At 71.9% G+C, this 24656-nt stretch carries 24 protein-coding genes, 3 pseudogenes and 1 riboswitch; of the genes and pseudogenes, 9 read left to right on the top strand and 18 right to left on the bottom strand.

The window, feature by feature from the left end:
• Positions 1–107: 107 nt before the first annotated feature.
• Positions 108–896, top strand: a pseudogene (locus tag ABEA26_RS16730) (transposase); the annotation flags it as partial.
• Positions 897–997: 101 nt separating this feature from the next.
• Positions 998–1879, top strand: coding sequence for a site-specific integrase (locus ABEA26_RS16735; RefSeq protein ID WP_345593165.1), 882 nt, complete (start codon positions 998–1000; stop codon positions 1877–1879).
• A gap of 90 nt (positions 1880–1969) precedes the next feature.
• Here the strand turns inward: ABEA26_RS16735 and purB are convergent, their stop codons facing one another.
• The 6 genes from purB to ABEA26_RS16765 all read right to left on the bottom strand — a co-directional run bounded on the left by purB (position 1970) and on the right by ABEA26_RS16765 (position 8318).
• Positions 1970–3412 carry an adenylosuccinate lyase gene (gene purB / locus ABEA26_RS16740; RefSeq protein WP_345593167.1) on the bottom strand — a complete coding sequence of 481 codons (1443 nt, stop codon included), beginning with the start codon at positions 3410–3412 and terminating at the stop codon, positions 1970–1972.
• Between the two features lie 130 nt (positions 3413–3542).
• Entirely contained in the window at positions 3543–4325 is a 783-nt protein-coding gene (locus ABEA26_RS16745) for an SGNH/GDSL hydrolase family protein (protein ID WP_345593168.1), read from the bottom strand.
• A 66-nt stretch (positions 4326–4391) separates the two neighbouring features.
• Complete coding sequence (locus ABEA26_RS16750; protein ID WP_345593170.1) at positions 4392–5423, bottom strand: hemolysin family protein; 1032 nt, start codon at positions 5421–5423, stop codon at positions 4392–4394.
• Complete coding sequence (locus ABEA26_RS16755) at positions 5420–6769, bottom strand: hemolysin family protein (RefSeq protein WP_345593172.1); 1350 nt, start codon at positions 6767–6769, stop codon at positions 5420–5422. Before ABEA26_RS16755 ends, ABEA26_RS16750 begins: the two co-directional genes overlap by 4 nt.
• Positions 6770–6913: 144 nt before the next feature.
• A complete protein-coding gene (locus tag ABEA26_RS16760) occupies positions 6914–7339 on the bottom strand; it encodes a GNAT family N-acetyltransferase (protein WP_345593174.1) in 426 nt (141 codons plus the stop codon).
• 88 nt (positions 7340–7427) lie between these two features.
• Positions 7428–8318 carry an LLM class F420-dependent oxidoreductase gene (locus tag ABEA26_RS16765; protein WP_345593175.1) on the bottom strand — a complete coding sequence of 297 codons (891 nt, stop codon included), beginning with the start codon at positions 8316–8318 and terminating at the stop codon, positions 7428–7430.
• Between the two features lie 217 nt (positions 8319–8535).
• On the opposite strand from ABEA26_RS16765, the gene ABEA26_RS16770 reads away from it, so the two are divergent.
• Both ABEA26_RS16770 and ABEA26_RS16775 read left to right on the top strand, forming a co-directional pair.
• A complete protein-coding gene (locus ABEA26_RS16770) occupies positions 8536–8784 on the top strand; it encodes a toxin-antitoxin system HicB family antitoxin (protein WP_345593176.1) in 249 nt (82 codons plus the stop codon).
• Positions 8781–9155, top strand: coding sequence for a fic family toxin-antitoxin system, toxin component (locus tag ABEA26_RS16775; RefSeq protein ID WP_345593177.1), 375 nt, complete (start codon positions 8781–8783; stop codon positions 9153–9155). Before ABEA26_RS16770 ends, ABEA26_RS16775 begins: the two co-directional genes overlap by 4 nt.
• A 3-nt stretch (positions 9156–9158) precedes the next feature.
• Here ABEA26_RS16775 and ABEA26_RS16780 read toward each other — a convergent pair whose 3' ends face one another.
• The 4 genes from ABEA26_RS16780 to bioB all read right to left on the bottom strand — a co-directional run bounded on the left by ABEA26_RS16780 (position 9159) and on the right by bioB (position 13222).
• Complete coding sequence (locus ABEA26_RS16780; protein WP_345593179.1) at positions 9159–9842, bottom strand: class I SAM-dependent methyltransferase; 684 nt, start codon at positions 9840–9842, stop codon at positions 9159–9161.
• 144 nt (positions 9843–9986) lie between these two features.
• Positions 9987–10703: a dethiobiotin synthase gene (gene bioD, locus ABEA26_RS16785; RefSeq protein ID WP_345593181.1), complete on the bottom strand. Its 717-nt coding sequence runs from the start codon at positions 10701–10703 to the stop codon at positions 9987–9989.
• A gap of 1 nt (position 10704) precedes the next feature.
• Positions 10705–11991: an adenosylmethionine--8-amino-7-oxononanoate transaminase gene (locus tag ABEA26_RS16790; RefSeq protein WP_345593183.1), complete on the bottom strand. Its 1287-nt coding sequence runs from the start codon at positions 11989–11991 to the stop codon at positions 10705–10707.
• Positions 11984–13222: a biotin synthase BioB gene (gene bioB / locus ABEA26_RS16795; RefSeq protein ID WP_345593184.1), complete on the bottom strand. Its 1239-nt coding sequence runs from the start codon at positions 13220–13222 to the stop codon at positions 11984–11986. The genes ABEA26_RS16790 and bioB overlap by 8 nt, the downstream gene beginning before the upstream one ends.
• A gap of 150 nt (positions 13223–13372) precedes the next feature.
• Between bioB and ABEA26_RS16800 the strand changes: the two genes are divergently transcribed.
• Positions 13373–14500: an 8-amino-7-oxononanoate synthase gene (locus tag ABEA26_RS16800; RefSeq protein WP_345593185.1), complete on the top strand. Its 1128-nt coding sequence runs from the start codon at positions 13373–13375 to the stop codon at positions 14498–14500.
• A gap of 42 nt (positions 14501–14542) precedes the next feature.
• Here ABEA26_RS16800 and ABEA26_RS16805 read toward each other — a convergent pair whose 3' ends face one another.
• Both ABEA26_RS16805 and ABEA26_RS16810 read right to left on the bottom strand, forming a co-directional pair.
• Entirely contained in the window at positions 14543–14785 is a 243-nt protein-coding gene (locus tag ABEA26_RS16805; RefSeq protein ID WP_345593186.1) for a DUF397 domain-containing protein, read from the bottom strand.
• 9 nt (positions 14786–14794) lie between these two features.
• The gene (locus ABEA26_RS16810; protein WP_345593188.1) at positions 14795–15655 is read right to left on the bottom strand and encodes a helix-turn-helix domain-containing protein; all 861 of its coding nucleotides are present in this window, start codon (positions 15653–15655) and stop codon (positions 14795–14797) included.
• Positions 15656–15869: 214 nt separating this feature from the next.
• On the opposite strand from ABEA26_RS16810, the gene ABEA26_RS16815 reads away from it, so the two are divergent.
• Positions 15870–16361 carry an ATP-binding protein gene (locus ABEA26_RS16815; RefSeq protein ID WP_345593190.1) on the top strand — a complete coding sequence of 164 codons (492 nt, stop codon included), beginning with the start codon at positions 15870–15872 and terminating at the stop codon, positions 16359–16361.
• 89 nt (positions 16362–16450) lie between these two features.
• Here ABEA26_RS16815 and ABEA26_RS16820 read toward each other — a convergent pair whose 3' ends face one another.
• The 3 genes and pseudogenes from ABEA26_RS16820 to ABEA26_RS16830 all read right to left on the bottom strand — a co-directional run bounded on the left by ABEA26_RS16820 (position 16451) and on the right by ABEA26_RS16830 (position 19053).
• Positions 16451–16924: a C40 family peptidase gene (locus tag ABEA26_RS16820; protein WP_345593192.1), complete on the bottom strand. Its 474-nt coding sequence runs from the start codon at positions 16922–16924 to the stop codon at positions 16451–16453.
• Between the two features lie 3 nt (positions 16925–16927).
• Positions 16928–17072: riboswitch (cyclic di-AMP (ydaO/yuaA leader) on the bottom strand.
• Between the two features lie 370 nt (positions 17073–17442).
• Positions 17443–17814: pseudogene (locus ABEA26_RS16825) on the bottom strand (ATP-dependent Clp protease proteolytic subunit); the annotation flags it as partial.
• 231 nt (positions 17815–18045) lie between these two features.
• Entirely contained in the window at positions 18046–19053 is a 1008-nt protein-coding gene (locus tag ABEA26_RS16830) for an ABC transporter permease (protein ID WP_345593194.1), read from the bottom strand.
• 106 nt (positions 19054–19159) lie between these two features.
• Between ABEA26_RS16830 and ABEA26_RS16835 the strand changes: the two genes are divergently transcribed.
• The gene (locus ABEA26_RS16835; protein ID WP_345593195.1) at positions 19160–19813 is read left to right on the top strand and encodes a TetR/AcrR family transcriptional regulator; all 654 of its coding nucleotides are present in this window, start codon (positions 19160–19162) and stop codon (positions 19811–19813) included.
• A gap of 273 nt (positions 19814–20086) precedes the next feature.
• Positions 20087–20332 (top strand): annotated as a pseudogene (locus tag ABEA26_RS16840) (urease accessory protein UreD); the annotation flags it as partial.
• 153 nt (positions 20333–20485) lie between these two features.
• Here ABEA26_RS16840 and ABEA26_RS16845 read toward each other — a convergent pair.
• The 3 genes from ABEA26_RS16845 to proP all read right to left on the bottom strand — a co-directional run bounded on the left by ABEA26_RS16845 (position 20486) and on the right by proP (position 24006).
• On the bottom strand, positions 20486–21520 hold the full coding sequence (locus tag ABEA26_RS16845; protein ID WP_345593197.1) for an NAD-dependent epimerase/dehydratase family protein: 1035 nt from the start codon (positions 21518–21520) through the stop codon (positions 20486–20488).
• A 64-nt stretch (positions 21521–21584) separates the two neighbouring features.
• Complete coding sequence (locus ABEA26_RS16850; protein ID WP_345593198.1) at positions 21585–22307, bottom strand: lysophospholipid acyltransferase family protein; 723 nt, start codon at positions 22305–22307, stop codon at positions 21585–21587.
• A 184-nt stretch (positions 22308–22491) separates the two neighbouring features.
• A complete protein-coding gene (gene proP / locus ABEA26_RS16855; RefSeq protein WP_345593199.1) occupies positions 22492–24006 on the bottom strand; it encodes a glycine betaine/L-proline transporter ProP in 1515 nt (504 codons plus the stop codon).
• Positions 24007–24159: 153 nt separating this feature from the next.
• On the opposite strand from proP, the gene ABEA26_RS16860 reads away from it, so the two are divergent.
• Positions 24160–24615, top strand: coding sequence for an RpiB/LacA/LacB family sugar-phosphate isomerase (locus tag ABEA26_RS16860; RefSeq protein WP_345593200.1), 456 nt, complete (start codon positions 24160–24162; stop codon positions 24613–24615).
• Positions 24616–24656: the final 41 nt, after the last annotated feature.

Genomic DNA, 24656 nt, shown 5'->3' on the forward strand with positions numbered 1-24656 from the left:
CTGCGAGGAAAAGAGCACTTTCCAGGTGAGAGAGCCTATCTCGTCGTACCCGCGTGTCCGTGTCCAGGGAGACGGTCGGCAGGTGGTCTCGCAGGCCGGTGCGGCCCAACACCGCGTCCGACCACGTCACCGCCGCCCAACTGGCGCTGGCCCAGCTGCCGAAGAAGTACCGGCGTGGGCGCCGGACCCTGATCCGCACTGACTCCGCGGGCGGCACTCACGACTTCGTGGGCTGGCTCGCCCAGCGGGGACGGTGACTGTCCTACTCGGTCGGCATGGTGATCACCGACGCGATCCACCAGCACGTGCTGAAGGTTCCGGCCTCGGCCTGGACGGCGGCCGTCGAGACCGGCGGCGAGATCCGGGACGGCGCCTGGGTCGCTGAACTCACCGGCGACGTTCTGGACGGCTGGCCCAAGGACATGCGGCTGATCGTCAGGAAGGAACGACCGCACCCCGGGGCCCAGTTGAGGCTCACGGACGCGGACGGCATGCGGCTGACCTGTTTCGCCATCAACACCTCGGGGCGGCCGATCGCCGAGCTCGAGCTCCGTCACCGGCTGCGGGCCCGGGCCGAGGACCGCATCCGGGCCGCCCGGGCCACCGGCCTGCGGAATCTTCCTCTGCACCGCACGGCCCAGAACCGGATCTGGCTGGAGATCGTGCAGATCGCTCTCGACCTGCTGGCCTGGATGCCGATGCTCGCCATGACCGGCAAGGCCCGTCTCTGGGAACCCCGCCGCCTGCGGCTCCGCCTGTTCACCACGGCCGGACAGCTCGTGACCACCGGCCGTCGGTAAATCCTCCGCCTGGCCCAGCACTGGCCCTGGACCAGTCACATCACTGCCGCCCTCGAACGGCTCGCACTCCTGCCGAACCCGACCAGGCGCAGGTAGACTCTCCCCGTAGTACCAGCGGTTGCCGTACTTGTTGACGGAGAGATTCTCATGGTCTTCGGCGCCATGATGGAGACTCGGTGACTCGCTATCAACTCCGCATGACCTCGCCAGTCGTACGGGAGAAGCGCGGCCGCGGAAAGTACAAGAAGAAGGTGCGTGAGAAGAAGCGCCCCCAGGAGATGGCCACGCTCCACCGCCTCGCGGTCAACGCCCACAGTGTCTGGGGCTACGACGGCTGGACGTACATCTGGACCGCAGCGTTCACTGGTATGCGGCCGAAGGAGATGTGGGGGCTGCAGCGGTGCTTCACCTCACCGAACTGGCCCGCCTCGGATCCACTCGACTCCGACGACGAAAAGCGTGAACCGGACCTGGATCGATACACGAGGATGCCGGCCCTGCGGGTGCGGTCTCAGCATCAGTGGGTTGAGGGAGAACGGGCGCGGGTGGACCCGACATACGACTCGTGGCGGACGTTGGCGGTGCCGCCGTTTCTGCATGAGATGCACAAGGCACTGCTGGCTTCGCACGATTCGCAGTGGATGTTCCGGTCGCACAGTGGGGGGCCGCTGCTTGGAACGAACTTCGAGGAGGCGTACTGGTCGCCGATCAGGGACGGTAGCCCAGCGCGCGAGGGGCGGTATGCGCGGGTGAAGATACCTGCGGTGCCGGAGATGGCGAAGAAGCGGATCCAACTTCTGAGGCACGGCCACAAGGAGTGGCTCGACGAGGACGGCCACCCGCGCGTGGCCGTCGAGGTGCGGATGGGGCGCGAGATCGGGGGAGTGGAGGGCGTGTACGCGAACGTGACGCCGGGGATGGAGTTGCGGATCACGGAAACGCTGCAGGAGCGGTGGGAGAAGTTCATGAGAGAGGAGGAGAACGTGTGGCTGTCGCCTGTTCTCAATCCTCTCCCAGTTGATCTTTCGAATCGTGTTCCTGTACAGGTCAACAGGGGTGAATCGCTAGATGTTGGTTGATCCCGCAGAACAGCACGTGGAGACCGTCCGCGACGACGTCCGGTACCAGACGGTCGCGGGCGGCCTCCAGCTCCGCACGGGCGAAGCGCGTCAGAGGATCGCTCCGGGGGTGTAGCCCGCGGCGGCCGGGTGCTCCTTGACGATCTCCTCGATCCGGGCGACGACGACGCCGACCTGGTCGGCCGCGGCGCCCGTGAAAGACAGCTTGTCGGCCATCAGCGCGTCCAGCCCGGCCCGGTCCAGCGGGATGCGCTCGTCGGCGGCCAGCTTGTCGAGCAGCTCGTTGCGCTCGGCGCCCTGCTCGCGCATCGCCAGCGCGGAGGCGACCGCGTTCTCCTTGATCGCCTCGTGCGCGACCTCGCGGCCGACGCCGGCCCGCACCGCGCCCATCAGGACCTTGGTGGTGGCCAGGAACGGCAGGTAGCGGTCCAGCTCCCGGGCCACGACGGCGGGGAAGGCGCCGAACTCGTCCAGCACGGTCAGGAACGTCTCCAGCAGCCCGTCCAGGGCGAAGAACGCGTCGGGCAGGGCGACCCGGCGCACCACCGAGCAGGACACGTCGCCCTCGTTCCACTGGTCGCCCGCCAGCTCGCCGGTCATCGAGGCGTAGCCGCGCAGGATCACCATCAGGCCGTTGACGCGCTCGCAGGAGCGGGTGTTCATCTTGTGCGGCATGGCGGAGGAGCCGACCTGGCCGGGCTTGAAGCCCTCGGTGACCAGCTCGTGCCCGGCCATCAGCCGGATGGTCTTCGCCAGTGACGACGGTGCCGCCGCCAGCTGCACCAGCGCGGTGACGACCTCGTAGTCCAGCGAGCGCGGGTAGACCTGGCCGACCGAGGTGAAGGCCTGCGAGAAGCCCAGGTGTCCGGCGATCCGCCGCTCCAGCTCCGCGAGCCTGTCCGCGTCGCCGCCGAGCAGGTCGAGCATGTCCTGGGCGGTGCCGACCGGGCCCTTGATGCCGCGCAGCGGGTAGCGGCCAAGCAGCTCCTCCACCCGGCCGTAGGCGACGAGCAGCTCGTCGGCGGCGGTGGCGAAGCGCTTGCCCAGTGTCGTGGCCTGCGCGGCGACGTTGTGCGACCGGCCGGCCATGACCAGTTCGCCGTACTCGCCGGCCAGCTTGCCCAGCCGGGCCAGGACGGCCACCGAGCGGTCGCGGACCAGCTCCAGTGAGAGCCGGACCTGCAGCTGCTCGACGTTCTCCGTCAGGTCCCGCGAGGTCATGCCCTTGTGTACGTGCTCGTGCCCGGCGAGGTCGTTGAACTCCTCGATCCGCGCCTTCACGTCGTGCCGGGTGACCTTCTCGCGCTCGGCGATCGAGGCCAGGTCGACCTGGTCCAGGACACGCTCGTAGTCGGCGATCGCGGCGTCGGGAACCTCGATGCCGAGGTCCTTCTGGGCCCGCATCACGGCGAGCCAGAGCTGCCGCTCGAGCTTCACCTTCTGCTCGGGCGACCAGAGCGTGGCGAGCTCGGCGGAGGCGTAGCGTCCGGCGAGGACGTTCGGGATGCGGGGCTTGGCGGGAGCGGAAGTCACGTGAACTGATTCTACTGGCGATTCCTGCAGGCCGGCTCCACGGGGTTCTTCGTCGAAAGCTACGAAAGCTACGAAGACCGCGCGGGCCGCGCGGGCCGCGCGGGCCGGGCGGGCCGGGCGGGACCGGGGGTCACGGCGTCAGGTCCTCGTACGGCAGCAGCTCCGGACGCTTGGGCGGCAGCCCGTCCCCGGACGACCGGCCGGTCAGCCTGCGGCCCATCCACGGCAGCAGGTACTGCCGGGCGAACCGGACGTCCGCGGTCCGGCGCATCATCCACCCCGGCGGAGGCGTCACCGGGATCGGCGCGTGCCACTCGGGATCCTCCGGCTCGTAACCGAGCGCCTGCCACACGGCCTCCGCGACCCGGCGGTGCCCGTCGGCGGTCAGGTGCAGCCGGTCCACGTCCCACAGCCGCGGGTCGGCCAGCGAGCGGGCCCCGTACAGGTCGACGACCACGGCGCCGTGCCGCTCGGCCAGGTCGTCGATGATGGCGAACAGTGCCTCCATGCGAGGCCGGAACCGCTCCAGCACCGGCCCCCGGCGGCCCGGACTGCGCATCAGCACCAGCTGCTCGCAGTGCGGCGCGAGGCGTTCCACGGCCTGTGTCAGCAGATCCCGTACCCGGGCCATGTCGCACTTGGGCCGCAGCGTGTCGTTGAGCCCCCCGACCAGCGTGATCACGTCGGCTCCCATGGCCGCCGCCACGTCGACCTGCTCGTCGACGATCTGCCCGATCAGCTTCCCGCGCACCGCGAGGTTCGCGTACCGGAATCCGGGGGAGCGGGCGGCCATCCGCGCGGCGAGGAGGTCGGCCCAGCCCCGGTACGAGCCGTCGGGCAGCAGGTCCGACATGCCCTCGGTGAAGGAGTCGCCGACGGTGACAAGACTGGTGTGAGTGGGATTCGTCTGCATGGCGACAGAAATGGTAGCCCCTGCACATACCCGCCGGTCGGTCGCCCTCCGCCGGGCCGTGTGGGCTCACGTCCGCTGCCCGAACAGCTCCCGCAGCAGGTCCTCCATGGTCACCAGCCCCGCCAGCCGCCCGTCGGAGCCGATCACGGCCGCCAGGTGCGTACGGCTGCGGCGCATCGCGGTGAGTACGTCGTCCAGCGGGGTGCGCTCGCGCACCCGCGCGATGGGCCGCATGTCCCGCAGCCGGAACGGCAGGTCCCGCGCCGACGCGTCCAGGGCGTCCTTCACATGCAGGTAGCCGACGATCCGCCGCCCGTCGTCCACCACCGGGAAGCGGGAGAACCCGGACTCCACCGACAGCCGCTCCAACTGCTCCGCGGTGATGCCCACGCGCGCGTGGACGACGCGTTCCAGCGGCAGCACCACGTCCCGCACCGGCCGCCGGCCCAGCTCCAGGGCGTCGTGCAGGCGCTCCTGGGCGCGGTCGTCGATCAGGCCGGCCTCACTGGCGTCCTTCACGATCTCGGCCAGCTCCGCGTCCGTGAAGGTCGAGGAGACCTCGTCCTTCGTCTCGACCCTGAGCAGCTTGAGCAGCGCGTTCGCGAAGGTGTTGACCGTGAAGATCACGGGGCGCAGCGCCCGGGACAGCGCCACCAGCGGCGGCCCGAGCAGCAGCGCGCTGCGTACCGGCTCGGCCAGCGCGATGTTCTTCGGCACCATCTCGCCGAGCAGCATGTGCAGATACGTCGCCACTGCCAGGGCGATCACGAAGGACACCGCGTGCCCCGCGCCGGAAGGCACGCCCACCGCGTGGAACACCGGCTCCAGCAGGTGCGCGATCGCCGGTTCCGCGACCACACCGAGGACCAGCGTGCACAGCGTGATGCCCAGCTGTGCCGCCGCCATCAGCGCCGACACGTGCTCCAGACCCCACAGCACGCTCCTCGCGCGCCGGTCGCCCTCCGCCCCGGCCGCCCCGGTCTCGACGGCCTGCTCCACCTGGCTGCGGCGCACGGAGATCAGCGCGAACTCGGCACCCACGAAGAACGCGTTGACCACCAGCGTCGCCAGACCGATCAGCAGTTGTACGGCGGTCACCGGCCGGCCTCCCCTTCGTCCGCGTCGGCGGCGCTCGCGTCGTCGAGCGGCGCGTGCAGCAGCACCCGGGCCGCTCTGTGGCCCGTGGCGTCCAGGACGTCCAGCCGCCAGCCGGCGACCTCCAGCGTGTCGCCGACGGCGGGAATGTGCCCCAGCCCGGCCGCGACCAGCCCGGCGACCGTCTCGTACGGCCCCTCGGGCACCTTGAGTCCCAGCCGCGCGAGTCGGTCCACCCGCGCCGCACCGTCGGCCCGGTACAGCGCGTGGCCCTGGTCGTCGGTGCCGGCCGGGTCCAGCTCGGGCGTCTCGTGCGGGTCGTGCTCGTCCCGCACCTGGCCGACGACCTCCTCGACGATGTCCTCCAGCGTGGCCACGCCCGCCGTCCCGCCGTACTCGTCGATCACGACGGCCATCGTGCGCCGCCCGGAGAGCCGGTCCAGGAGCCGGTCGACGGTCAGTGACTCCGGGACGAGCAGCGGCTCGCGCATCAGCTCGGCGACCGCGAGCCGGCTCCGCCGTTCGGCAGGCACCGCGAGTACGTCCTTGACGTGCGCCGTCCCCACCACGGCGTCGAGTGTGTCCTGGTAGACGGGGAACCGGGACAGCCCGGTGGCCCGCGTCGCGTTCGCCACGTCCTCGCACGTCGCCCGGGCGTCGAGGGCGACGACCTGGACGCGCGGCGTCATCACGTTCTGTGCCGTCAGGTCGGCCAGGTTCAGGGTCCGCACGAACAGCTCGGCGGTGTCGGCCTCCAGCGCGCCCTCCTTGGCCGAGTGCCGGGCGAGCGCCGCCAGCTCCTGCGGCCCGCGCGCGGACGCCAGCTCCTCGGCGGGCTCCACACCGAATCGGCGCACGATGCGGTTGGCCGTGTTGTTCAGGTGGCTGATGAAGGGCCGGAAGACGGCGCTGAACCAGCGCTGCGCACCGCCCACCCGTTTGGCCACGGACAGCGGCGAGGAGATCGCCCAGTTCTTCGGCACCAGCTCGCCGACGATCATCAGGAAGACCGTCGACAGGGCCGTGCCCAGCACCAGCGCCAGCGAGGAGGCCGCCGAGCGCGACACCCCCACGCTCCTGAGCGGGCCCGCGATCAGCGCCGCGACCGACGGCTCGGCGAGCATGCCGACCACCAGGTTGGTGACCGTGATGCCGAGCTGCGCCCCGGAGAGCTGGAAGGTCAGGTTCCGTACGGCCTTCAGAGCACTCGCCGCACCCCGCTCGCCCCGCGCCGCCGCGCGCTCCAGCTCGCCGCGCTCGACGGTGGTCAGCGAGAACTCGGCCGCGACGAAGGCACCGCACACGAGGGAGAGCAGGATCGCCACCAGCAGCAGGAGCACTTCGGTCATCGGGTCACCTCGAGTCCATGATCGGCCAGGACGCGGAGGCTCGCGCGACGGGGTGCGCCGAGGGAGGGCGCCGGACGAGATGCCGGTGGTGGTGCCGGGAGGAACGCCGATGCGGACTCGCTCATGCGCCGTTGCTCACGCCTTTCAGTCGGTGAGGGGCTTCACCCAGCGTCGCCACTGTTCCTGGGGCGCGTACCCGGCCGCCCGCCAGGCATGCTGGGCCCGTTCGTTGCGCCGCAGCACCATCGCGTCCCCGCGGCGCCCGCCCAGCCCCGCGAACCGCTCCTCCGCGGCCGTGAGCAGCGCCGTGCCGATGCCCTGGCGCCGGTGGTCCGGGTGCACCGCCAGCCGGTACAGATGGCAGCGCCAGCCGTCGAACCCCGCGATCACCGTGCCCACCAGGTCCCCGCCCCGCTCGGCCACCAGCAGCGCCTCGGGGTCGCGGGCGACCAGACGCTCCACGCCCTCCCGGTCGTCGCTGATGCTCGTCCCCTCGGCGGCCGTCTTCCAGAAGGCCAGCACGGCGTCCAGTTCTCCGGGGCCGGCGGCCCGTACGCGCAGTTCGGTCATGCGGTGATCCCACCACGCACGCCGGACCGCCACACGGCGTTCCGGCATGCGGACCGCCGCGGCGCGCACCGCCACGAGGGGCGGGCCGTCAGGCGTCGCGCAGCGCGAGCATCACCGGAGCGAAGGCCTCCATGTACGGCTCCAGCACGGTCAGATAGGTGAATCCGTACCGCTCGCGCTGCGCCCGTACCTGCGCGGTGATCTGCTCCAGGGTCCCGGCCAGGAAGATGGGCAGCTCCAGCACCTGGTCGGTGGTCAGGTGCGGAACGTGCTCCAGGAGGGGCAGGACGGCGGCCTCGCGGTCCTCGGTCACGACGACCATCTGGATGAGCAGGTTCAGCTCGGCCGGCTCCTTACGGCCCGCCGCCGGCTCCCGGTACCGGGACACGCGTTCGTCGAGCTCCTCGGCCGTGATCGGGGCGAGCTGCCCCGTCGTACTGCCCCGCACGGTACGTCCGCCCGTGAACGCGGCGATGGCGGCGTGCCGGGCGGCCAGCTCCAGCATCCGATCGCCGTTGGCACCGATCAGCAGCGGCACCCCCGGCCGCTGCACCGGCCGCGGCTGGTACTCCTCGTCGCCGAGCAGCCGTTCCAACTCCTCGACGGTGCGGCGCAGATGGTCCACCCGCTCACCGGGCGAGCCGAACGGCAGCCCCGCCGCGTCGTGCTCCGCCCGTACGTAGCCGGTGCCGAGCCCGAGCTCCAGGCGCCCGCCCGTCAGGGCGTCCGTGGTCGCCACCTCCCGGGCCAGCAGAGCGGGATTCCAGAAGCCCGCGTTGAGCACGAAGGTGCCCAGCCGGGGGCGCTCGGTGGCCCGGGCCGCCGCGACCAGCGCCGGGAACGGCGCAGGCATGCCGAGATGGTCCGGAACCAGGATCACGTCGTACCCGAGCTCCTCGGCCCGCCGGCATTTCGCGGCCCACTCGTCGGCGGGTGCGGATGTCGTCAGATTGACGCCGAAGCGGTACGGACGTGACATGAACTCTCCTTGGGGGAAGGGGACTTCGGGACGTCACGAGTCAACCACTCGTGCGCGGTGGCCGCCAGCGCCTTCATGCGCGATGCGCGCGGCACCGCCGCTACGCCCGCCGCTACGCGCGCCGCCGCGCCCGCCGTGCCCAGCCGCCGGGATTCCGCCCCGCTCGCGTGGGCCTCCGCTCTTGCCACTGCTAGCGTTTCGGCGCTAGCTTCGAGGTATGGCGAAGACCCGGAAGGCACAGCTGAACGTGCGGGTGGACGAGGGCACCGCCCGAGCGGCCCGCGAACGAGCGGTGGCCCGGGGGATGAGCGTCAACCGCTACATCGAGGAACTGGTCCGGCAGGACACCGGCGAGGCCGGCCACACCTTCGTGGAGGCCGCCGCCGACTTCATGCGGCGGTACGAGAAGGTGTTCGCCGAGGAGGTCGGCGAGGGCCGCGGCCGAGCCGTCGACGCTCCCGGATGAGCGACCTCACCATCGATCTCGCCTGGCTGCTGATGCTCGCCGAACAGCGCACCCCGGGAGACCCCCAGGTCACCGACTGGGGAGCGCTCGTCGCGGCCGTCGCCCGCCACCGGGCCGAGATATTCGACACCCCCGTCTACGAGGGCCCGCACGCCCGCGCCGCCGCGCTGCTCCAGCTGCTGATCCACGTCCCCGCGCTGGAGCGCTCCAACGCCCTGTTCGCCTCCGCGGTCGCCTATGCCTACCTGGTCGCCGGCGGGGTCGAGGTCGCCACCACGCCCGAGCAGGTGCGGGACCTCGCCCTGCTGGTCAAGAGCGGTGAGGCGTCGGTCGGCGAGATCGCGGACGAGCTGCGCCGCTGGAGCGTGTGACGACTACGCCTCGGCCTCCCGCCAGGCCGTACCGAGCACACAGTACGAACTCGGCAGGGCCGGCCCGTTCTCCGGCATCAGCATCCGGCGGTAGGGCCCGAGCGTGAATCCCGCGTTGCGCAGCGCGGCGACGGGTTCGCGGGACAGGTGGCAGCCGCCGGACAGCGGAGGCCACAGTGTCCGGTCCAGTGCGCGCTGGGTGAAGGTCATCACCCGGCCGCCGCCCCGGCCGTGCTCGAAGAACCGCAGCTCGCCGCCGGGTCGCAGCACCCGTCTCAGCTCCCCGAGCGCCCGTGGCACGTCGCGGACGCTGCACAGCACCAGCGAGACCACGGCCGCGTCGAAGGCCTCGCTCTTGACCGGCAGCGCCTCCGCCGCACCCGGCGCGACGTCGACCGGCACCTGAGCGCGCAGCGCCGCCTCCACGGCCAAGTGCCGCAGTACACGCTCCGGTTCGATGGCGACGACCTCCGAGACGGTGCGCGGATAGTGGGAGAAGTTCAGCCCGTTGCCCGCACCGACCTCGATCACCCGCCCGGACAGCCCGGCGAGCAGCCGTTCGCGCACGCGCCCCATGCCCATCCGGGTCTCGGCGCCCTCACTGAACCGGGCGTAGCAGCGGGCGAACAGCGGATGGTGCACGGCGTCCCGCGGCACCCCGCGGGCACGAGCGGATCGCAGCGCCATGAGACCTCCCTCACGAGGCGGTGCCCTACCGCGATTGTCCCCCTTGCGGGCACCGCGCACCCATCGCGCGGACGGCTCCTTTCCGGGCACGTCGCTTCGGCCCGGGGTGCGGGGCGGTCGGCCGCCCCGGAGCCGTTCCGCCGGTCAGGGCGCTTCCCGGGCCCGGAACGCCTCCGCGTCCCAGGTGCCCTCCAGCCGGGCCGCCAGCCATTGCGGGGCCGCCGACCGGAAGGCGGCCGGCGCAAGGGAGCCCGCCCCGGCCGGCAGGGCGCCGAGCAGGGGGGCTCCGGCCACCTCGGGAAGGTCCGCGAGATTGCAGCGTGAGGCGAGGTCCGGGGCCCCGGGCCAGCTGCCGATCACCACGCCCGTCAGTTCCAGGTCACGGGAGCGCAGCTCACGTGCCGTCAGTTCCGTGGTGTTCAGCGTGCCCAGCCCGGCCGAGGCCACCACCAGCACCGGCGCGCCCAGCAGCCCGGCGACGTCCGCCAGTGTCCCGCCGGCCGCGTCGAAGCGTACGAGGAGCCCTCCGGCGCCCTCGACCAGCACGAGGTCGTGCTCGGTGGCCAGCTTGTCCGCGGTCTCCGCCACCTCCTCCGGGCGCACCGGCGCCCGGCCGGCCCGCCGCGCGGCCGTACCCGGCGCCAGCGGCTCCGGATAGCGGGCGACCTCGGCCGCCGTCGCTGCGCCCGCCAGGCGCGCCACCTCCCGGGCGTCCCCGGGCTCGTCCGGCCCTACGCCCGTCTGCGCGGCCTTCAGCACGGCCACCGACCGGCCGCCCGCCAGCGCCGTCGCGGCGACGGCGGCGGTCACGACCGTCTTGCCGACCTCCGTGCCCGTGCCCGTGATCACCAGTACCGGCATGTCATCCCTCCCGTGCCGCCGCGCACACGGCGCGGGCGATCCGTGCCACGTCCGCGTCGTCCGTGACGTACGGCGGCATGGTATAGACCAAATCGCGGAACGGCCGCAGCCACACGCCCTCGCGCACGGCCGCCGCCGTCGCCGCCCGCATGTCGACGGCGTGGTCGAGCTGCACCACGCCGATCGCGCCCAGTACCCGTACGTCCCGCACGCCCGGCGTCTCGGCGGCGGGCGCGAGGCCCTCCCGCAGGCCCGTCTCGATCCGCTCGACCTCCGCGAGCCAGTCCTGGCCGAGCAGCAGCCGGATCGACGCGCACGCCACGGCCGCCGCCAGCGGATTGCCCATGAACGTCGGCCCGTGCGCCAGTACCGGCACCTCGCCCCGCGAAATGCCGTCGGCCACCCGGGACGTGCACAGCGTGGCCGCCATCGTCAGATAGCCGCCGGTCAGCGCCTTGCCCACACACATCACGTCCGGCGTCACCGCCGCGTGCTCCGCCGCGAACAGCGCGCCCGTACGCCCGAACCCGGTCGCGATCTCGTCGAACACCAGCAGCACGCCGTGCGCGTCACACGCCTCGCGCAGTACCCGCAGGTACGCGGGGGAGTGGAACCGCATCCCGCCCGCGCCCTGCACGACCGGCTCGACGATCACCGCGGCCAGCTCGTCGGCGTGCCGCTCGACCAACGCGCGCAGGTGATCCGCGTACCCCTCCTCGTACTCCGCCGGCGGCGCGTCCGCGAAGACCTGGCGCGGCAGGACACCCTGCCACAGCTCGTGCATCCCGCCCTCGGGGTCGCACACCGACATGGGCTGCCAGGTGTCACCGTGGTAGCCGCCGCGCCAGGTCAGCAGGCGCCGCTTGGCGGGGCGGCCCAGCGACCGCCAGTACTGCAGGCACATCTTGACCGCGACCTCGACCGACACCGACCCGGAGTCGGCGAGGAAGACGTGCTCCAGGCCCTCGGGTGACATGTCGACAAGGAGCTTCGCCAGCCGCACGGCGGGCTCGTGGGTGATCCCGCCGAACATCACATGGCTCATCCGGTCCAGCTGCTCGCGCGCGGCCTCGTTCAGCACCGGGTGGTTGTAGCCGTGGATGGCCGACCACCAGGACGACATGCCGTCGACGAGCTCCCCCGAACCGTCGGCCGGTCGCAGCCGCACCCCGCTCGCCGACTCCACGACGAGCGGGTCCTGCCGGCCGGGCATGGGGCCGTACGGGTGCCAGACGTGCCGGCGGTCGAGCGCCAGCAGCTCGTCCACGGCCGGCGCGGGCTCAGGCATTGGGAGCGAGGTCCGTTCCGGCACCACGGCGGCGTACGGCGACCAGGTCCGTACGGGCTTCACCGGCCGACGCCGGTTCGGCGGCCGGCGCCGAGCCGCGGCCCCCCGAGACCGGGACGGATCCGCAGGCCCCGCCGCCGTCGTGCGACCCGCAGCCTTCGCCGCCTTCGTGTGATCCGCAGGTCCCGCCGCCCTCGTGCGACCCACAGCCGCCACCGCCTGCTGCTGCCCGGTGCCCGGGCAGGGTCACGTGGTCGGCGCCTTCCACCTCGAAACCGGCGTCCGCGATCATCTCCAGGTCGGCATGGCCCGCCTGGCCCTCGCTGGTGAGGTAGTCGCCCAGGAAGATGGAGTTGGCCAGGTTCAGGGCGAGCGGCTGCATCGTGCGCAAATGGACCTCGCGCCCGCCCGCGATGCGCACCTCGACGTCCGGGCAGACGAACCGCGTCATCGCCAGGATGCGCAGGCAGCGCTGCGGGGTGAGGTGCCACTCCTTGGCCAGCGGCGTGCCCTCCATCGGGATCAGGAAGTTGACCGGCACCGAGTCCGGGTCCAGCTCGCGCAGCGAGAAGACCACGTCGACCAGGTCCTCGTCGCTCTCCCCCATGCCCGCGATGAGACCCGAACAGGCGGACAGCCCGGCCGCGTGCGCCTTGTTCACCGTGTCCACCCGGTCGGCGTACGTGTGCGTGGTCGTGATGTCCCCGTACGTCGCCTCGGACGTGTTGAGGTTGTGGTTGTAGGCGTCGGCGCCCGCCTCGCGCAGCCGCTCCGCCTGGCCGTCGGAGAGCAGGCCCAGGCAGGCGCACACCTCGACGGCCTCGTTCTGGTCCTTGATGGCCTTGATGGTGTCCGAGACCCGGTCCACGTCCCGGTCGGTCGGACCGCGTCCGCTGGCCACCAGGCACACCCGCTTGGCGCCCCCGGCGACGCCCGCGGCCGCGGCCCGCGAGGCCTGGTCGGGCTTGAGCCAGGTGTACTTGAGGATCTCGGCCTTGGAGCCGAGCCGCTGCGAGCAGTAGGAGCAGTCCTCGGGGCACAGGCCCGACTTGAGGTTGACGAGGTAGTTGAGCTTCACCCGTCGGCCGAACCAGTGACGGCGTACCTTGCCCGCCGCGGCCACCACATCGAGCAGGTCGTCGTCGGAAGTGGCGAGGACGGCAAGTGCCTCCTCGCGGGTCGGCGACTCGCGCCGAAGCCCCTTGTCCACCAGCGTGTTCAGCAGGTCCATGAGAGCCGATCCTGTCCTACGGGGCCGCCCGGGGCCAAGGAGAGTTTGCACAACACTGACAGATCACCGTGTGGGTATTGCCACACCTCGCGGGGGCTGTCGTGCCGCTAATGTCTGTCCACTGCCCACAAAACTCCGGAGGACCGTCCCATGGCGTTCGGCTGGATCGACGAGCAGGCCCAGGCGCGCCGCCGGGCCGGACTCGTACGGATTCTGCGCCCCCGTCCGGCCGACTCGCCGCTGCTGGACCTGGCGAGCAACGACTACCTCGGACTGGCCCGGCACCCGGAGGTCACCGAGGGTGCGGCGCGGGCCGCGCGGACGTGGGGCGGCGGAGCGACCGGATCACGGCTGGTGACCGGCACGACCGAACTGCACGCCGAGCTCGAACACGAACTGGCCGCCCACTGCGGTTTCGAGGCCGCGCTCGTCTTCTCCTCCGGCTACGCCGCCAACCTCGCCGCGGTCACCGCGCTGGCGCCGCACGGCTCCCTCGTCGTCTCCGACGCGGGCAACCACGCCTCGTTGATCGACGGCTGTCGGCTGGCCCGCGGCACGACGCAAGTGGTGGCGCACGCCGACCCGGACGCCGTACGCAAGGCACTGGCGACGCACGACGGCCCCGCCGTCGCCGTCTGCGACACGGTCTTCTCGGTCGACGGCGACGCCGCCCCGCTCGCCGCGCTCGCCGGGGCGTGCCGGGAGTACGGCGCCGGGCTGGTCGTCGACGACGCCCACGGTCTCGGTGTCCTCGGCGACGGCGGCCGCGGTGCCCCGCACGCGGCGGGACTCGCGGGCGCCGACGACGTCGTCGTGACGCTGACGCTGTCCAAGTCGCTCGGCAGCCAGGGCGGCGCCGTGCTCGGCCCCGCCCGGGTGATCGAGCACCTGGTCAACGCGGCCCGGACCTTCATCTTCGACACCGGCCTCGCCCCCGCGGCGGTGGGCGCGGCACTGGCGGCGCTCACCCTGCTGCGCCGCGAGCCGGAACGGGCGGCGCGGGCCCGCGCGGTGGCGGCCGAACTGCACGCGCGCCTGACCGGCCTGGGGCTTTGCGCGGTACGTCCGGACGCCGCGGTCGTCTCGGTGCGCGCCCCCTCCCCGGAGGGGGCCGTACGGTGGGCGGCCGACTGCCGTACGGCCGGCCTGTCCGTGGGCTGCTTCCGTCCTCCTTCCGTACCCGACGGCATCTCACGGCTCAGGCTGACCGCTCGTGCGGACCTCTCCGGGGATCAGATCGAACGCGCTGTACGGGTGATCGGCGAAACGCGGCCATGAGTCGGCGTGACACGGCCGTGCGTCGCCCGATGCCGGACGGAGTCAGTGGCGGTGGATCCCTGCGGTGAACGACGCCCAGCTCCCGGGGGAGAAGAGCAGCGCGGGTCCGGCCGGGTCCTTGGAGTCGCGCACGGCGAGCAGTCCGGCGCAGGGGCCGGCCGACGGCCGTGCCGTCTCGACGCAGTTGTTCGCCCCGGTGCTGTAACTGCTGCGCAGCCACCGCATGCCGGGCAGCTCGGTGCTGTCGGGGATGTTCCGGGGAAGTGCGGACGTGGAGCCTGTCATGGTGCCTCCTTACGCGCCCGCCGCTGTCGCGGCGATGAAGTCCAACGAGTCCTCGGGCGAAAGGGCATGGATCAGAAGGGCGTTGAAGGCCTCGGTGTAGGCCCCTAGGTCTTCTTTCCGCTCGAGGTGCAGGCTACTCGTCAAGTGGTCGAGAACAACCACATCTAGATCGGAAGTGCTCGAAAAAGAAAAGATTACGAAAGGGCCGGTGACTCCGATGTGCGCCCCGGCGGCGAACGGCAGCACCTGGAGCCGGACATGGGGGAGACGCGCGGCCTCGACCAGCCGCGCCAGCTGACGGGCCATGACTCCGGGTCCGCCCACTTCCCGGCGCAGCACCGACTCGTCCAGGACCGCGCTCAGTCTCAGCGGCGTCGGCGCCCGCAGCACGTCCTGCCGGGCCAGCCGAACTTCCACCAGCGTGTCCAGCCGTTCCTCCGGCAGCCCGTCCACCGCGGCGCGCGTCACCGCGCGGGCGTACTCCGGCGTCTGCAGCAGCCCGGGGACCACCGTGGTCTCCAGCGTGCGCATCGCACTCGCCTGGGACTCCAGGCTGATGAAGTCGCGGTAGGTCGGCGGCAGCACCCCGCGATAGGCGTGCCACCAGTGGTTGCGGCCGCCCGCGTCGTCGGAGCCGGCCAGCGTCACCAGCAGCTCCCGCAGCTGGTCGTCGGCCACGCCGTAGGCGTCCAGCAGCAACCGCACGTCGGCCGGTTTCGCCCCGCTCGTCCCGGTCTCGATCCGGCTGACCTTCGACTGGTGCCAGCCCACCAGCCGGGCCGCCTCGCCGCTGGTGATCCCCGCCGATGTGCGCAGGGCGCGCAGCTCCGCGCCCAGCTTCCGGCGTCGCACCACGGGACCATGCTGCATGGGCCACTCCCCTACTCCCTAAGAGCCGCCCAAATACGCTCTGCCGTCGCAGAGTTCACCGCATCGAGCGACAGATATATGCACATCTTGGTGGATCGCCGCCCTCCACGGGCCTGATGGTGGCAGTCTGACGGCGAAGCACCAGTCCGGGACCGTACTCGAACCGTCCGCTCCATGTCGGGCCGCGGTCCCGTGGGAAAGGGACTACCTCGCCATGGCAGACCATCTGGAAGCATCCGTCACTCTGCCGAGCGATCCCGCCTCGGTGGCCGTCGCGCGCACGTATGTGGTCGGCACGCTGGTGGAGTGGGGCCTGCCGGCGGACACAGATGTGTCCGAGACCGTCCGGCTCATCGTCTCCGAGCTGACGACCAACGCGGTCCAGCACACCCTCGGCCAGTCACCCACCTTCACGGTGGACCTCGCACTCGACCGTGACGAGCGGCTGCGCATCGGCGTCACCGACAGCCATCCGCGGTTCCCCAAGCGCCTCCCCGCCGCCGTCCAGCAGGACAACGGCCGCGGCCTGGTGATCATCCGCTGGCTGACGGCGGAGTGCGGCGGCAAGCTGAGAGTGCGGGCCACGCGAGAGGGCGGCAAGACCATCTCCGTCGAACTTCCCTGGACGCCGCCGAGCGATCCGGTGCCCCCCGAGCCCGCCGCGGCCGTGGGGCGGGTCTCCGGCCGGCAGAAGACTCAGCGGTGAGGCGCCGAAGGCCTTCGGAGCGCCGCAGGCACATACCACGCACCCGAGGGGGAGACGGCGGGTCACGACGCCGTCTCCCCCTCGGGCGCCTACTTGACCCGGCCGTACCAGACGCTGCCGGTCCAGATCTTCTGCAGACGCACCACGTCCCCGGTCTTCGGGGCGTGCCAGATCTTGCCCTTCCCGGCGTAGATGCCGACGTGGTAGACGCTGCGGCCCGAGTGGAAGAAGACCAGGTCCCCGGCCTTGCGGCTCTTGGCGGAAATATGACGTGTCTTGTTGTACTGCTGAGCCGCGGTGCGCGGCAGCTTCTTGCCGGCCTTCTTGAACGAATACAGGGTCAGCCCGGAGCAGTCGAACCTGCGTGGTCCGACGGCGCCCCATGCGTACGGTGAACCCTTCTTGGAGGCCGCGATCTTGAGGGCCTTCGTCCCGTAGGTCGCCGCGGCCGCCTCGGAGGCGGCACCGGGGACCACGACGGATCCGCCGATGGCGGCGAGGGTGAGGGCCGAGGCCGTACCGGCTCGGGCCATCAGCGACGGGACACGATTGAGCGCGGACATGCGCAACCCTTCGTCAGCCGCCTGTGAAGGATGACCTGTCGGATTCGGGCTGGCGAAGTTGCCCGGCCGCACGAGTGCGGCTTCACCCCAAGGGCTGCTCGGTCCGGTGCCTCTCCCGCGGAGATGACCGTTCCGGCGACCCGTCGTGCTCGGGTCCTCCACTCCTGCCGATCCACTCCTGTCGACCGGTCGTCCGGGCGGCGGCAGGACTCGGCGTCCGCCCGGACCGCCCCGCCGCTGCGGCGGGGGCTTGTCGTCAGTCACGGATCTTGTCTCGTCCAGAGGGAGATTCCCAATGGAACGTGCCCTTTGTGTTGTTACTCGCCACTCACCCGTTCGGGTGGACGCCTCCGTGTTCGAGTGACTGCCGAATGCGGTGCCGACCTCCGGACCAGCGGCGGAGCAGGTCGTTCGGCCGTGCGGGCACGAGAGTTGCGCAACCTCGGCCAGTCGGAAATCAGTGGTGTTCCTACGCCGAAAGGGGGTACGCCGTTTGGTCCGTTTCACCCTCAGGTGCGTCAACTGCCGGAACACGGTGGAAGGCTGACGCGCGCAGTCCGCCGCTCACCGTCCAGTACGCGTAGCGCCCGGGCCAGGGGGGTGGCGTGCAGTTGCGTCTCGCCCTGCCGGTGCATCGGTGCCGGTGCGTCGCGCAGGGCCGTCGCCCTGTCGACCAGCGCCTGGGCAGTTCGCAGTGCGCGACAGGTGTAGCCGTCCCGCGCGGGGTTGATGCGCCCGAGCAGGTCGACGGCGTCCAGGACCGTTTTCCGCTCGATGTCCGCGGATACCTGCTCGGGAGTGCGGCCCGGGTGCCGTGCGAGGATCTCCTCCAGGCGCATGCGGACGCGGGCCAACTCATCGGCCCGTACGACGAGATCACTGGCGCCTGCCCTTCCGCAGGGCCGGTCGGTGCCGGCTGACGCGTCACCACCCGCGCGACGGCAGGTCGGCGCGCTTGCCCGGGAACATCACGGCCCGCGTGCCGCGGCCGGCTTCACGAACCCGTGCGTCGACCGGTCCGTGGCTCCCGGTCACCGCGTCGGGGTCCGCGACCTCCCTGCGTACGGCCTGGTCGGCGCACGGCCTGCTCGGCGCACGGCTGGGTTTCGGGCTGCCCGGGCTCAGGCGGCCGGTACCGATGTCCGGGTCCGGTCGGCCGCCGGTGAGCCGCCGGGTGCGCGTCGGCGCAGTGCGCCGCCGAGCAGGACGGCGCCCAGCCCCAGCAGGGCCCACCCCGTGAGGGTGAGCGCGGGGCCGGTCGCCGCGGCGCCGTCGAAGAAGGACACCGAGCGCAGCAGTGAGCCGCCCGCGCCCGGCGGCAGCCACTGGCCGATCATCCCGGCCGGCCGGGGCAGCATCTCCGGGGCCGAGGACACTCCCGAGGAGGGGTTGCCCAGCAGCATCATCACGGCCCCGCCCAGTCCCAGTCCCGCGCGCCCGAGCAGTGCCGCGAGCCCGGCGACGCCCGCCCCGACGGCCAGGGCCGACAGCCCGAACACGGCGGCCACGGCCCACCAGTCACCGGTGACCACTTCGAGCAGGGTGTGGGTGATCGCCGCCGCGACCAGGCCCGTCGACGCGGCGGCGCCGGTCAGTGCGACGGCCGCGCGGACGCCGCGCAGTCCCAGCAGGGTCACCGCGGCGCCGGTCGCGATCCCGGCCAGCGCGAGCGGCAGGACGCTCGCGCTCAGGGCCGCGCCGCGCGGATCCGCCCCGGAAGCGGGCACCACGTCGACGACCTGGACCGGAGCCCCCGCGGCGGATGCCTGCCCGGTCATCGCCTGCCGCAGCAGCTGGGCGACGGCGGGGCTCGCCGCGGACGCCGTGAGCAGCTTCGGACCCCGGTCACCGGCGACCACCGCGCCGTACACGGTCCGGTCCTCGACGGCGTCGCGGGCCTCGGCCTCGTCGGCGTAGCGGTGGATCTCGAAGGCGCCCTCGCGCTGGGTGAGCCGCTGCTCCACCTGCGCGATGGCGGCGGGTGCTCCCGCCACGCCGAGCGGCAGCTCGCGGGGTGCCGTACGGGCGGCCGGCCAGGCGAAGGCCCACAGTGCCAGTGCCACCAGTACGGGGACCAGGGCGACCACGGCGGCCACGCGGCGGCCGGGGGGAAGGGAGGGGCCGGACATGAGTGCTCCTCGCAAAAAGAAGGTTCGTTCGTTCTTTACCTGTCTCCACCGTGCGGCGGGTCCTGTCGGCTTGTCAAGAAGGAATGTTCGTTTTAGCTTGGACCACATGGCTCGCGTATCCCAGGAACATCTCGACGCCCGCCGCCGGCAGATCCTTGACGGCGCCGCGCGCTGCTTCGCCCGCAACGGCTTCCACGCCACGTCGATGCAGGACGTGCTGAGGGAGGTCGACCTCTCGGCAGGTGCGGTCTACCGCTACTTCAGCGGCAAGGAGGAGTTGATCGAGGCCATCGTCACCGAGGTGCTGGGTGCCATCCGGGGTGTGTACGAGCGCGCCGCGCTGCAGAGCCCGCCGCCCCTGCCCGACGAACTCGTCGCCCGCACCCTGGAGCACATGAGGCGGGAGCGGCCGGCGGTGACGGAAACCGGCGAGTGGCTGTTCCCGCGGCTCATGATCCAGGCCTGGGCCGAGACGTTGCGCAACCCCGCGCTGTCCGCCCTCCTGGGAGAAGGTGTCGCCCAGGTGACGGCGGCCTGGGCGAAGGTCGTGACGCGCTACCAGGAGGCCGGCATGATGCGTGACGACATCGACCCGGACGCCGTGGCCCGGACACTGATGGCCACGGTGCAGGGCTTCGGGGCCCAGTACGCGCTGTTCGGCGGCTTCCCCCCGGAGGTGCTCCAGGCGGGCATGCGGGGGCTGTTGAGCATGCGAGAGACAGGCGACGGCACCGGTGATCAGTCGGTCGAAGCCGGGTGACGTGCCCGAAACACTCCAGCCCTACTCTCCACCCCGATCCACCTGCGGTTTTTGAGCACAGGCGAGTGCATTCCAGCGCATTCATGTGTGTTACAGCTATAGCCGTCGCGGTGGCCGCGACAGCCGGACCGCCCGGTCCTGGCGTGATGTCCTGTGAGGTGGTAAGGGCAACTGACCCCGCACGAGCAGGAAAGACTGCTCATCCATGTGGCCGCGGACGGGCATCGTCGCGCGAGGCGACGGGCGGGGCGGCACCGCCCTGCCCGTGCTGGAGGGCGAGGGGCCCCGGGCGGCTGGGACGGCCCCGCTGGGCTCGCTGGGCTCGCTGGGCAGCGTGCCGTGGGCCAGCTCGTCGTCGTACGTCCGGAGTTCGCCGCCGAGCCGCCGAAGGCGCGCACTCTCGCTCCGGGCGCGGCCGTGATGCCGCTCGCCGGGCCGGCCGCGCTGGTGACGGCCGTGGCGCCGGACGGGCTGCGGCTCAGGCGGCTGCTGGAGGAGGGGCTGGCCTCGCTGGGCTGAGGCCCGGCCCGGTCCCGCGGACTGGCTGGTCACCCGGACCGGAACGGCTCCCGGAACATCCGCGTGAGACGCCACGCCCGAGCCGTGTCCACCGCGAAGCGGAACGGAACGGGGCAGGGCGGCCCGCCCGATCGGGCCGCCCTCCCGTCGGCCTCACGCCTGCCGCGCCGCCAGCCAGGTGTCCTCCGCCGCGTAGTCGAAGAGGTCGCCGTACGCCTGGAACATCTTCGGGTACGCCTCCCGCCAGTCCCGCCCGGCCAGCCGCTCCTCGAGGAAGGTGACCGTCTCGGGCAGGGTCTCGGCGTACCGGACCACCGGGCGGTAGTCCAGCTGTCGCCGCGCCTCGGTCATGTCGCACACGACCGGCACGGGCACCGTCCACGGTGTGTCTCCCACACCGCCCGCGGCCGGCGGGCCGTCCAGCAGGACGTCCTCGGTCTCCACCCCCATCACCGTGTCGACGGCCGCCGCGATCTGCGCCACCGTCGGAGCTTCGGGGTCCACCGCGTTCAGGACGCGGGTGCCGGGTCGCGGTGCGGCGAGTCGGATCAGCTCGGCGATGTTGTGCACGCTCGCCGGGTGGAAACGGCTCGCACCGCCGTACGCAAGGACGCGCCGCCGTCGGCCGTCGAGGTTGCGCTTGACGAAGTACAGCTCGCGCGGGGTGCGGCAGTACGGCCCGTGGATCGCGCCCGCCCGCAGCAGCGTGACCGGCAGCCGGTCGCCCGCCGCCAGGAGCTCCCGCTCCAGCGCCGCCTTGCGGGTGCTGTACGAGGTGTCGCCAGGACGGACCGTGCGCTGTTGTTCGGTGACCGGCACAGGGTACTCCGGGAAGCCGCCCGGTCCGGCCTGCGTGTCGAAGTTGCGGCCCTTGTCGTCCTCGTAGACCGACACGCTGGAGATCACCACGGCGGATCCGACCCGCCCTGCGAGCGAGACCAGTTGCCGCGCGTGACCCTCCCCGAAGGCCACCATGTCCACCAGTACGTCACAGCCGTCGCCGACCGCGGCCGACAGGGCCGCGTCGTCCTCCCGGTCGGCCCGCGCCACGCGCACCTCCTGTGGCCAGCCCGCGTCCCGGCCGCCGCCCCGCGAGAGGGCCGTCACCTCCCAGCCGTCCCGGGCCAGCGCCCCCACTGCAACCCGTCCGATCTGTCCCGTCGCTCCGAGCACCACAGCACGTGTCATACGACGACCGTAGGCGTGGGCCCGGCCGTTCGGCCACGTGCTTCTGCCGACGGCAGAGCGCCTCCTACCGGAGCGGCCGCCGGGGGAACCTCGGTCCCTTCGCCGCCCTCTCGGCCTCCTCGGCCTTCACGTCGGCCGCGTACCGGTCGACGTACTCCTGCCCGGACAGCGTCATGACGGCGTACATGATCTCGTCGGTGACGGCGCGCAGCACGGCCTTCTCGCGTTCCAGGCCGGCGTACCGGGAGAAGTCCAGGGGTTCGCCGAACCGGATCACCACGGGGTGCAGCTTCGGGATCCTCCGCCCCGGCGGCTGTGCCTCGAAGGTGCCGATCATCGCGCAGGGCACGACCGGCACGCCGGCCCTGAGCGCCATCACCGCGACGCCGACCTTGCCCTTGTACAGCCGGCCGTCGTGCGAGCGCGTGCCCTCCGGGTAGATGCCGAGCAGCTCGTCCTTGCCCAGCACGCCGAGTCCCTCGCGGATCGCGGCCCGCCCCGCCTCCTTGCCGGTGCGGTCGACCGGGATCTGCCCGGCGCTGCGGAAGAAGAACGCGGTCAGCCGGCCCTTGAGGCCGGGGCCGGTGAAGTACTCGGCCTTGGCGAGGAAGGTGATGCGGCGCCTGAGCACCGCGGGCATCAGGAAGTGGTCCGAGAACGAGAGGTGGTTGCCCGCGACGATCGCCGCCCCCGACGCCGGCACGTGATCCAGGCCCTCGATCCGGGGGCGGAAGACCACTCTCAACAACGGGCCCAGCAGTACGTACTTGAGCACGTAGTAGAACACGGTGTGTCTCCCACTCTCCCGGTAGGCACGGCACGGCTCCGCGCGGGACGTCCGCGTCCGGTGATCGATCGTAGCCCGGATGGCGGCGCTCGGTCCGGGACCGGTACGGCCGCTCTTCGGCGCCCCGACGCGACGAGCGGGCGGCGGGGCGCGTACCGGACTCCACCGCCCGCTCGGCGAGCGATCAGAACTTCGGTGTCGGAGCCTGCGACTCGACCAGCTCCGCGGCCTCCTCGTCGGTCTGCACCGAGGGCGGGGAACCCTCGAGGGGCCGCTGGGCCGTCTCCTTCATGCAGGCCACCGCGACGATGCCGACCAGGGCGGCGGCCATCGCGTAGTAGGCCGGCATCATGTCGGAGCCGGTCACGCTGATCAGGGCGGTGATGACCAGCGGCGTGGTCCCGCCGAACAGGGACGCCGACAGGTTGTAGCCGACCGAGAGGGACCCGTACCGGACGTTGGTCGGGAACATCGCCGGGAGCGCCGCCGACATCGTGCCCAGCAGACAGACCAGGGACAGGCCGAGCATCAGCATGCCGGCCGAGACGGCGAGCAGACTGCCCTCCTGCACCAGCACGAAGGCCGGGGCGGACAGCACGAAGAAGCTGATCATGCCGGTCATGAGGAGGGGCTTGCGGCCGAAGCGGTCGGACAGGCGGCCGACCTGGTTGATGATCAGCATCAGCACCACCATGGTGGCCACCAGGATCATCAGGCCGTGGCTCTCGCTGTAGTGCAGCTCGTCCGACAGGTACGTGGGCATGTACGACAGCAGCATGTAGTCGGTGATGTTGTACGCGCCGACGAGCGCGACGCACAGCACCAGCGCGCGCCAGTGGGTGCGGAAGATCTTGGCGAGGTCGCCCCGGGCGGTGGTCTCCACCGCGGTCGCCGCCTCCGAGATGTGGACGTTGGAGTCCTCCAGCTTCAGGAAGGCGGGCGTGTCGTCCAGTTTCAGACGCAGATAGATACCGACGATGCCGAGCGGCGCCGCGACCAGGAACGGGATGCGCCAGCCCCAGGCGTCCATGGTGTCGCTGCCGAGCCAGGCCGTGAGGCCGGTGACCAGACTCGCGGCGCCGGTGTACCCGGCCAGCGTTCCCAGCTCCAGGAAGCTGCCGAAGAACCCGCGCCGCTTGTCGGGCGCGTACTCGGCGATGAAGGTGGAGGCACCGCCGTACTCGCCCCCGGTCGAGAAGCCCTGGAGCAGGCGGAACGCGATCAGCAGGACGGGGGCCCAGAAGCCGATGGAGTCGTAGCTGGGGATGAGCCCGATGGCGGCGGTGCCGATCGCCATGAGGATCATCGTCAGCGCGAGCACCTTCTTGCGTCCGACCTTGTCACCCATCGGGCCGAAGACCATGCCGCCGAGCGGGCGCACCAGGAACGCCACGGCGAACGTGGCGAACGAGGAGAGCAACTGCGCGGTGTCACTCCCGGACGGGAAGAACACGCGGCCGATGGTGCCGGCCAGATAGGCGTAGATGCCGAAGTCGAACCATTCCATGGCATTGCCGAGAGAGGCGGCCTTCACCGCTCTCTTGACCGCGGCCTCGTCCGTGACGGTGATGTCCGACCGGCGCAGCCGGGGGTTCTGCCGACGCCTGATCGCCCGGAACAGAGCCGGGTGGCGGCGGATCGCCGCGGTGTCGGGTTCTTGGCCGTTCTCGGTGGGGGACGTGGCGGCCTCCCTTTCCACGCGCAGCCGCTCCTGGCGGAGTGCTGCTCGGTCGTACGTTTCTCAGGGTCGTACCGTTCCCCCGATCATCCTGGGTATGGTCGTGACTTCGGTCATGTGGTTGAGCCGATGAGGTGAGCGGCGCGCCGAGCGGGCGGTGAGTACGCTTCACCCATGCGCATCGCCGTCTCCTCCGACATGGACGAACCCGTCGCCCGCCTCCTCGTCGAGGAGCTGCGCGGACGGGGTCACGAGGTGCTGGCCCACGGGGCGCTGCGGCCCGGGGCGGACCCGCGGTGGGCGGTGTGCTCACAGCGGGCGGCGCGTGAGGTCGCCGACGGCACGGCCGACCAGGCGGTGGTGTGCTGCTGGACCGGCACTGGCGCGTCGATCGCCGCGAACAAGGTGCCGGGCGTGCGGGCCGCCCTGTGCACCGACGCGTACACCGCCGACGGGGCCCGCCGGTGGAACGACGCCAACGTGCTCGCGATCGGCCTGCGGCTGACCTCGGCGCCGCTGCTGCGGGAGATCCTCGACGCCTGGCTCGCGGGCGGGCCCGGCGAGGACGCCGAGGACCTGGACAACGTGGCGCACGTGGAGCGGCTCGACCGGGGCCCAGCCGCTCCGTAACAGCACCGTCAGGACACGTCAGGACGTCAGGACGTCAGGAT

This window comes from Streptomyces marokkonensis, from assembly GCF_039539045.1.
Classification (GTDB): domain Bacteria; phylum Actinomycetota; class Actinomycetes; order Streptomycetales; family Streptomycetaceae; genus Streptomyces; species Streptomyces marokkonensis.